This window comes from Clostridium sp. CTA-19 (genome assembly GCF_054767855.1).
This window is the reverse complement of sequence record NZ_BAAABH010000008.1, coordinates 123,812-131,900: the sequence shown is the minus strand read 5'-3', so window position 1 is coordinate 131,900 and position 8,089 is coordinate 123,812. Positions and strand designations below refer to the sequence as shown.

Below are 8,089 nucleotides of genomic sequence, written 5' to 3'. Positions count from 1 at the left end.
AAGAATTAGAGAACCCTTTTAAGGGTATAGTTAAGTAATCAGTCCACAATGGCTTGAATGAAATGAAAGCTAACACCATTTAGGTGTTGGAAGTAATACGCCCTTATAGGGCTTGAGCAAGCCACCCGTTTTACGGGTGGTTATGACTAGTATATATTTATAGGGTATATACTAATAAAAATTAAGATAAAAACAGTTAAATGATTAATATTATAAACTGCATTAAATTCTTTATATATTGAAAGTTACATAGAAGATAATAATCATATTAAATTAAGGAATATATGTGAGCATAATAAATAAAAAGTAGATTAAATTTGTTGTTGAATTTCAAATTGAGATAAATTTTTTCTTTTAGTAAAAATTATTTTAAGATTTTACAGGTAAAAAATCATTTAATAAAAGTTTAATTAAAATAAAAAATATAGTAATATATAAATATGAAAAAAGTGAGAAATAATCTAAGTGTTTAAAAAGAGATTATATAGAAATTGTATCAGAATAGCTGTTAATTCAATAAAATAAATATGATGATAACTTAACTAAAGTATAGAAATATACGTAAGTATATTATGAGCGCAACGTGAAGTTTGAAAATTTAATATTAAAAAGATTTTATGTTGTTAGAACGCAGGAGGAAATGAAATGGGTTATAATTCAATTGATTTAGTGGACAAGGTAATAGACACATCAAATAAAATTTTAAATTTTTACGAAAATATTAAAAATAATAACAACATAAGTTCTTTTAATGTTTTTGTAAATATATTAAAAAAACATGAGAAGGAAAAAATTAATTATTATAAAGGGTTAAAGGAGTCTATGGATTATGAAAGTACAAAAGAAATAAATTTTTTTTTATATGATAAAATTTCATCACTTATTACTCAATTTAACAATAAAATTAGTAGTCATAGTTGCGGAATTAATACAAAAGAGCTAATTGAATGTGCAATAGAAATAAATAAAGATGTTAGGGCACTATTTATAGATGTAAGAGGTAGAATAACAAAAGATGAGGATGATTGGGAAACCTCTGAATATAAAGTTTTAAGTATTATAATAAATATACAAGAGGAATATATAAAAAAATTAGAGCAGCTATACAACAAGAGTTATATAGGGAAACAAGCTCCAATTTAAATTTATTCGATAACCTTAAAATATTTTTATACAAGATGCAGTGTTGAATTCTAAGTGATTCGGAGCATGTCTCACTATTTGGGATATCCAAGTTTTGGAATGGATAATTTTAAGAGTCAACTTGGAACCCTGTACAGAGAAATAAGTTAAAAATTAAACTTATTCCATAATTTTAAAATGTTTTTATATAAAATGCAATGTTGAATTCTAAGTGATTCGGAGCATGTCTTACTATTTTGAGTATCCAAGTTTTAAAGCGAGTGATTTTAAAAGTAAACTTAGAACCCTATAAAAAATTTCAACTTGATAAAATTACAAGTTGAAATTAGAGTTTATAATTAGTTAATTTATATGTAAAGCACCAACAATAACTTAAAAAAAATATTGTTAGTGCTTTTTATAGTTATTTATTAATTATAAATTCATCTATGGTGTCTACAAGCTGTCCAATTTCAGGCTTGCTAATTTGAGCGTTTGCACCTACATCAATACCTTTATGTTTTAAATCATTAGTAATTAAAGATGAAAAAATTATACAAGGTAATTTTCTTAAAGTAGTATGTTCTTTAATTTTTCTTACAAGGGTATGACCATCCATTTGAGGCATTTCAATATCAGTTATAAGTATTTGAACATCATCTATAAAGTTTTCTTTTTTACTTTCAGCTAAGCCAGTAAGGTATGTTAATACCTCATTACCATCATTGAAAAATATTAAATCATTAAAACCAGCTTTATTCAGTGTGTTTTTTAAAAGTGTTCTTATTAATGCTGAATCATCAGCTAAAACAATTTTTACTCCATGTCTATCTTTACAATGTACATCTTTAATTTTATCTTCACTTATACCTATTTTGGGGTTTATGTCAGTAATAATTTTCTCGAAATCTAAAAGTAATATAATTTTGTCTTTAAATAATATGTTTCCAATTACTAAAGGATTAGTTGAAATTTCATCAGGCTTTCGAATTTGTTCCCACTTAATACGGTGAATTGCAACAATATCATCTATTTTAAAGGCTACTTTAACTTTATTAAATTCACATAAAATAGCTTTAAAAGGTTTTGTACTATTATTCTTATGAGAATCAAGAACTTGACTTAAGTTAATTAAGGTAAGTATCTCATCTCTACAAAGAACTACACCATCTATAGAAGGATGATTATTAGGTAGTTCTGTTAGGTTATCTATATCGACCACTTCTTTAACCTTTATAACATTTATTGCATAATGTTTAGTATTTACTATAAACTCTAGTATCTCAACTTCACCAGTACCAGACTCTAGTAGTATATCTGTTTTCATAAAATTAACACCTACTTTTTAAAAATATTAATATATTATATATATTTTGAATATACAGTTTTTAGTATAAATTTGCAAATTAACTTTTCTATGAATAATATTATAATAAAAATTTTGTTATAGAAAAAGTTAATATATATTTCGTGTAAAAAGATAGTTGCTTTAATGTATTTTAAATTTTAATTTATAAATTTGAAATAATTTGATATGAGTTATATAATAAAAAAGGGCAAATTCATATAAAGTATAAATAATTTTAAGTATATGAAAAAGTATTTAAATTTTAAATGCTTAGTTTTTTGCTGTTCACATTAAGAAAAGGAGGATTAAAATGGAGATATCTAAAGATAAAACTACTAATATTTTATCACATAGAAAAAATTTAAGATTTAAGCTTATAATTGAAGGTGCTGTAGTTGGCCTGATTACAGGTATAATTATTGTTTTGAATAGGTTAGCTATAGATAAATTATTTAAAATTTCTAATGATATTTATAGTAGTTCAAAGGGTAACCCTATAAAAATAGCAGTTATAATTATAATTTTATCATTTTTAGGATATTTAGTTGGTGTGTTAGTAAAGAAAGAGCCGATGATATCAGGTAGTGGGATACCTCAAGTAGAGGGATTTTTAGTTAGAAAATTAAACATTAATTGGTTACGAGTTCTTATAAATAAATTTATAGGTGGAGTGATTTGTTTAGGGGTAGGTCTTTCAGCAGGAAGAGAAGGTCCATCAGTTCAAATGGGAGCAGCAGTTGGACAAGGGTTCTCTAGGATTTTTAAAAGAGTAAATATTGAAGAAAAGTTTTTAACTACAAGTGGAGCTAGTGCAGGATTAGCAGCTGCATTTAATGCACCATTATCAGGGGTAATGTTTGCATTAGAGGAAACTCATAAAAATTTTTCTCCATTAGTTTTACTTTCTGCCATGTCATCAGCACTTACAGCAGATTTTGTGGCAAAGAGATTTTTAGGTTTAGATCCAGCATTAAATTTTAAAGGAATAGCTTCATTGCCTTTGAAGTTTTATTGGGTTTTAATATTATTAGGAGTTTTAGTTGGTATAAGTGGTACAATTTTTAACAAAGGAATATTAAAAAGTCAAAAAATTTATGGTAGCTTTAAGAGAATTCCTATTGAAGTAAAGACAATAATACCTTTTATAGTAACAGGAATTGTAGGTGTAATATCACCAATATTAATTGGTGGTGGTCATAATCTTATAATGAGCTTGTCAGAAAATAAGTATGTATTGGTAACTTTGTTGCTTTTTTTAGTTATAAAATTTTTATTAGTTCTTATATGCTTTGGTTCAGGTATACCTGGGGGAATATTTTTTCCATTATTAGTACTTGGAGCATTAGTAGGAAATATTTTTGGCATTATAGTATGTTATAGTTTAGGAGTACCTAGCATTTATATATTAACTTTTATAATATTAGCAATGGCAGGACATTTTACTGCAATAGTTAAAGCACCTATAACAGGTATAATATTAATTACAGAGATGACAGGTTCTTTTGATCATATGTTACCTTTAGCAATAGTTTGTATATTTGCATATATAACTTCTGATTTATTAAAATCAGAACCAATTTATGAAAGTTTACTAGAAAATATTTTAAGAAAGAATGGGGAAAATTTTGAAGGAAACAGTAAGACTAAAACATTGATAGAATATGCTATCCACATGGGATGTACTACAGAGGGACAATTAATGAAAGATATAAACTGGCCAAAGGATTGTTTAATTGTGGCAATAAAGCGAGGAGACAAAGAAATAATACCTAGAGGATTTACAAGGATACTTAGTGGGGATTATATAGTTGCATTAGTTGATGAAGATAAAGCCTCAAGTATTTTAGAAAAATTAGATAATATATGTACAGGATTATGTAATAATTAATAAATTATTATTTCTTTATAAAAAGAAGTACTATTTAAAGCTAATTAAATAGTACTTCTTTTATTATAAGGATAAAAATTCTGGATTTTAGTTTAATATTTACTCAAAAGCTATTTGAAGTATTTTATAAATATCTTCTCTATTTAACTTTTTAAAAGTACCTAAAGGTGCAGACATTGCTGCATTATCTGCAACAAAATCTAAGTCTTTAAATGAAACTCCTACTTCTTTAAGAGTAGTTGGTGCTCCTATTTCTTTATAGTAGTTTTTAAGAGCTTCAATTGCACTTAATGCGGCCTTTTCATCATCACACTCATTTATATTAAAAATATTTCTACCCATTTTAGCAAATTTACAGATATCTTCTTTATAAACATATTTCATCCATGCAGGCATAATTATAGCAAGACCAGCACCGTGAGATATATCATTTAAAACACTTAATGAATGTTCTATAGAATGAGATGACCAATCTCCAAGTCTTCCTAAGCCATTAAGACCATTTAAAGCTAAAGTTGCGGCAAAAGAAAGCTCACATCTAGAATTATAGTTATTACTATCATTAATAAGAATTTTAGAATGTTTTATTACTGTTCTTATAATGCCTTCGGATAATTCATCTACCATATCTGTATTTTTAGTTCCACCAAAATATGCTTCGAATACATGAGTTATAGTATCTACAGCACCATTAACAGTTTGCTTTGTAGGAAGTGTAGATTGTATTGATGGGTCAAGAATAGATACTCTAGGATAAAGCAATGGAGAACCGAATGACCATTTTTTACCTTCATCTTCGTTTGTTATTACACCACCACAGTTCATTTCAGAACCAGTTGCAGAAAGAGTAAGTACAGTAAATATAGGTAGTGCTTTTGCAAGTTTACCATTACCTTCAAACAAGTCCCAAACATTGCCCTCATAACAAGAACCAGCAGATATAGCTTTAGCAGAATCAATAACACTTCCACCACCTACAGCTACGATTGCTTTTAAGTTATTATTCTTAACTATATCTATACCTTCTTTAACTTTAGAAAGTACTGGGTTTGGTTTAACACCAGAAAGTTCTATAAACTCTATATTATTATTTTTAAGAGATTCAGTAACTAAATCATAAACTCCATTTTTGAAAATAGATCCTTTACCATATAATAAAAGAACTTTATCAATTGAATCAGATTTTATATTAGAACCAAGTGATGATATAGTATCTTTACCAAAAACTAATTTTGTAGGGTTTTTATATGAAAAATTTAACATTGTAGTATCACTCCTAAAATTTATTTGAATATTAATTGAAATTATACAACTACTATATTGATAAATCAATATAGTAGTTGTTTTACTTATTTATTAATATGGCATTATGATTTTAATTAGATGTTTTTATATAATTTTATTGTTAACTAATGTAGAGCAAGTATTGTTCTAAAAACATATATAATTAAAAAGAGGCAGTTATATAACTGCTTCTCTTATAGCTTTAAGCACACCATATTCTTCATTAGTGTCTGTTAAATAATTACTAACTTTTTTTACAGCATCCACAGCGTTTCCCATCGCATAACTATATTTACATGCCTTAAGCATTTCTAAGTCATTATAATAGTCTCCAAATGCCATAGTTTCACTAAAAGAGATGTTAAGTTTATTTTGCAAAAACTTAATAGCAACACCTTTATTAGCATCTTTATTCATAATATCAAGCCAAATATTACCTGAAGTTACAACTTTAAGCTTGTCTTTATATTTTTCATTGAAAACTTCATAAGAATTTCCGTTAGCTCCATTAAAATCACATAAAGTAAATTTTAAAATTTCATCATCTATTGTAGCTATATTATCTACAATTTCTACATTTTCAAAGTATTTTTTTATTTCCTTTACTACAGAAGGTTTATTAGTCTGTAAATAAGCTGCCTTTTTTCCACATAAAAGAATATAACAGTTATCAAAAGTAGCAGCTAATGAACATAATTCAGGTATTATATCTTTAGAAATACAATTTGAATATAATTCTTTGCCATTTTGAACAATATAAGTTCCATTTTCAGCAGCAAAAATAATATCATTCTTTACTTTGTCAAAAGTCTTAACTAAATTATGATATTGTCTCCCGGAGGCAGCTACAAACATTATACCTTTAGAATTTAGTTTAGAGAGTACAGAATAAAAGTCTAAAGGTAAAATACCGTTAGAGTCTAGTAAAGTTCCATCCATATCACTTGCAATTAATTTTATCATACCGATCACCTTTTCTTAAGTTTGTTTATTAATTTATCTAAATATAAGAATTTAAGATTAATATATAATTTATATATTAATTTTAATTCCTACTTGTTTCATTGAAGTTATAGGGTTTCAAATTTATTCAATAACTTTAAAATATTTTTATACAAAATATAGTGTTGAATTCTAAGTGATTCGGAGCATGTCTCACTATTTTAGGTATCTAAGTTTTGGAATGGATAATTTTAAAGGTTAACTTGAAACCTTATATTCAATGAAATTTATATTTTAAATTAATTATAATATAAAATATTTTAAAAATAAAAAGATTAACTAAAACGAATAATCAGAATATATGTATAATTTTCTCTGCAATACTGATACTATTTATGAGATATATTTAAGATTTAGCATAGGAAAGGAGTGAGTAATATGTCACATAAGAATAATAAAAATAGTAAGGATAATAAAAAAGCAGGTCAAAAAACTAAAAAAGAATTAGAAAAAATGAATATGGAAACATCAAATGAAGTAGGTGTTTCTAAAGAATCTAAAAAATTAGGAAAATCAGTTAAATAACTGAACATATTTAAAAATGGGTATGAATTTTATTCATACCCTTTTAAAGTATATAAGATAAATTTATTATTAATTAGCGGGAAGAATAGCGTTACCATATTTATCTTCTATAAAATGTTTCATTTCATCACTTTTAAGAAAATCAACAAGCTCTTTAAGTGCTTCGTTGTTCTTGTTCTCAGAAGTGGTAGCTATAATATTAACATATTCATTTATATCAGATATATCTTCTGAAAATAATGTAGACTTAGTATCAAGTCCAGCATCTAATGCATAGTTTCCATTTATAATTGCAATATCAACGTCTTCTAATATTCTTGGAAGTTGAGAAGCTTCTATAGATTTAATTTTAAAATTTTTCAGGTTATCTTTTATATCTTTTTCAGTTTGTATAGTTTTATTAGAATCTTTTAGTGTTATAAGCTTTTCCTTTTCTAAAAGTTTTAATGCTCTTGTACCGTTTGAACCATCATTTGGTATAGCTATAGTAGAACCTTCTTTTAAGTCATTTAAATTTGTTATTTTTTTTGAGTATGCAGATAAAGGTTCACCGTGTATTTCACCAATTGAAATTAAATCAGTACCATTATTTTTATTAAAATCATCTAAATAAGGTTTATGTTGAAAAAAGTTAGCATCTAATTCACCAGAATCTAAAGCTTTATTTGGTACAACATAGTCTGTGAATGTTTTAATTTCTAAATTTATTCCTTTATCTTTTAATTTTGTTTTTGCAAATTCTAAAATTTCAGTATGTGGCACTGGAGAAGCTCCTATAACTATAGTTTTTTCATTAGAATTATTAGTTTCTTTTGAAGAGTCTTTAGAACCACTATTAGGTGAACACGCTGTAAAAATTATTAAGGATAAAGTTAATAAGATTATTGTAAAATAAGATTTTTTCATAAATAAATACCTCC

The 8,089-nt window shown here is 25.9% G+C and carries 7 protein-coding genes; 3 read left to right on the top strand and 4 right to left on the bottom strand.

What is annotated here, in order from left to right; genetic code table 11:
* Positions 1–645: 645 nt before the first annotated feature.
* Positions 646–1,143 (top strand): hypothetical protein, encoded by a 498-nt coding sequence (locus ACYUE0_RS06675; RefSeq protein ID WP_460269941.1) that lies wholly within the window; start codon positions 646–648, stop codon positions 1,141–1,143.
* Between the two features lie 403 nt (positions 1,144–1,546).
* On the opposite strand, the gene ACYUE0_RS06670 is transcribed toward ACYUE0_RS06675, so the two are convergent.
* Positions 1,547–2,449, bottom strand: a complete 903-nt coding sequence (locus tag ACYUE0_RS06670) for a chemotaxis protein (protein WP_460269940.1) — start codon at positions 2,447–2,449, stop codon at positions 1,547–1,549.
* Positions 2,450–2,780: 331 nt separating this feature from the next.
* Here ACYUE0_RS06670 and clcA point away from each other — a divergent pair, with 331 nt between their 5' ends.
* A complete protein-coding gene (clcA, locus tag ACYUE0_RS06665; protein WP_460269939.1) occupies positions 2,781–4,358 on the top strand; it encodes a H(+)/Cl(-) exchange transporter ClcA in 1,578 nt (525 codons plus the stop codon).
* A gap of 99 nt (positions 4,359–4,457) precedes the next feature.
* Here clcA and ACYUE0_RS06660 read toward each other — a convergent pair whose 3' ends face one another.
* A complete protein-coding gene (locus ACYUE0_RS06660; protein ID WP_061994954.1) occupies positions 4,458–5,621 on the bottom strand; it encodes an iron-containing alcohol dehydrogenase in 1,164 nt (387 codons plus the stop codon).
* Between the two features lie 198 nt (positions 5,622–5,819).
* Positions 5,820–6,605, bottom strand: coding sequence for a Cof-type HAD-IIB family hydrolase (locus tag ACYUE0_RS06655; protein WP_061994953.1), 786 nt, complete (start codon positions 6,603–6,605; stop codon positions 5,820–5,822).
* Between the two features lie 417 nt (positions 6,606–7,022).
* Between ACYUE0_RS06655 and ACYUE0_RS06650 the strand changes: the two genes are divergently transcribed.
* A complete protein-coding gene (locus tag ACYUE0_RS06650) occupies positions 7,023–7,169 on the top strand; it encodes a small, acid-soluble spore protein, alpha/beta type (protein ID WP_082761150.1) in 147 nt (48 codons plus the stop codon).
* 69 nt (positions 7,170–7,238) lie between these two features.
* Here the strand turns inward: ACYUE0_RS06650 and ACYUE0_RS06645 are convergent, their stop codons facing one another.
* Positions 7,239–8,075: a MetQ/NlpA family ABC transporter substrate-binding protein gene (locus ACYUE0_RS06645; protein ID WP_061994952.1), complete on the bottom strand. Its 837-nt coding sequence runs from the start codon at positions 8,073–8,075 to the stop codon at positions 7,239–7,241.
* Between the last annotated feature and the right edge of the window lie 14 nt (positions 8,076–8,089).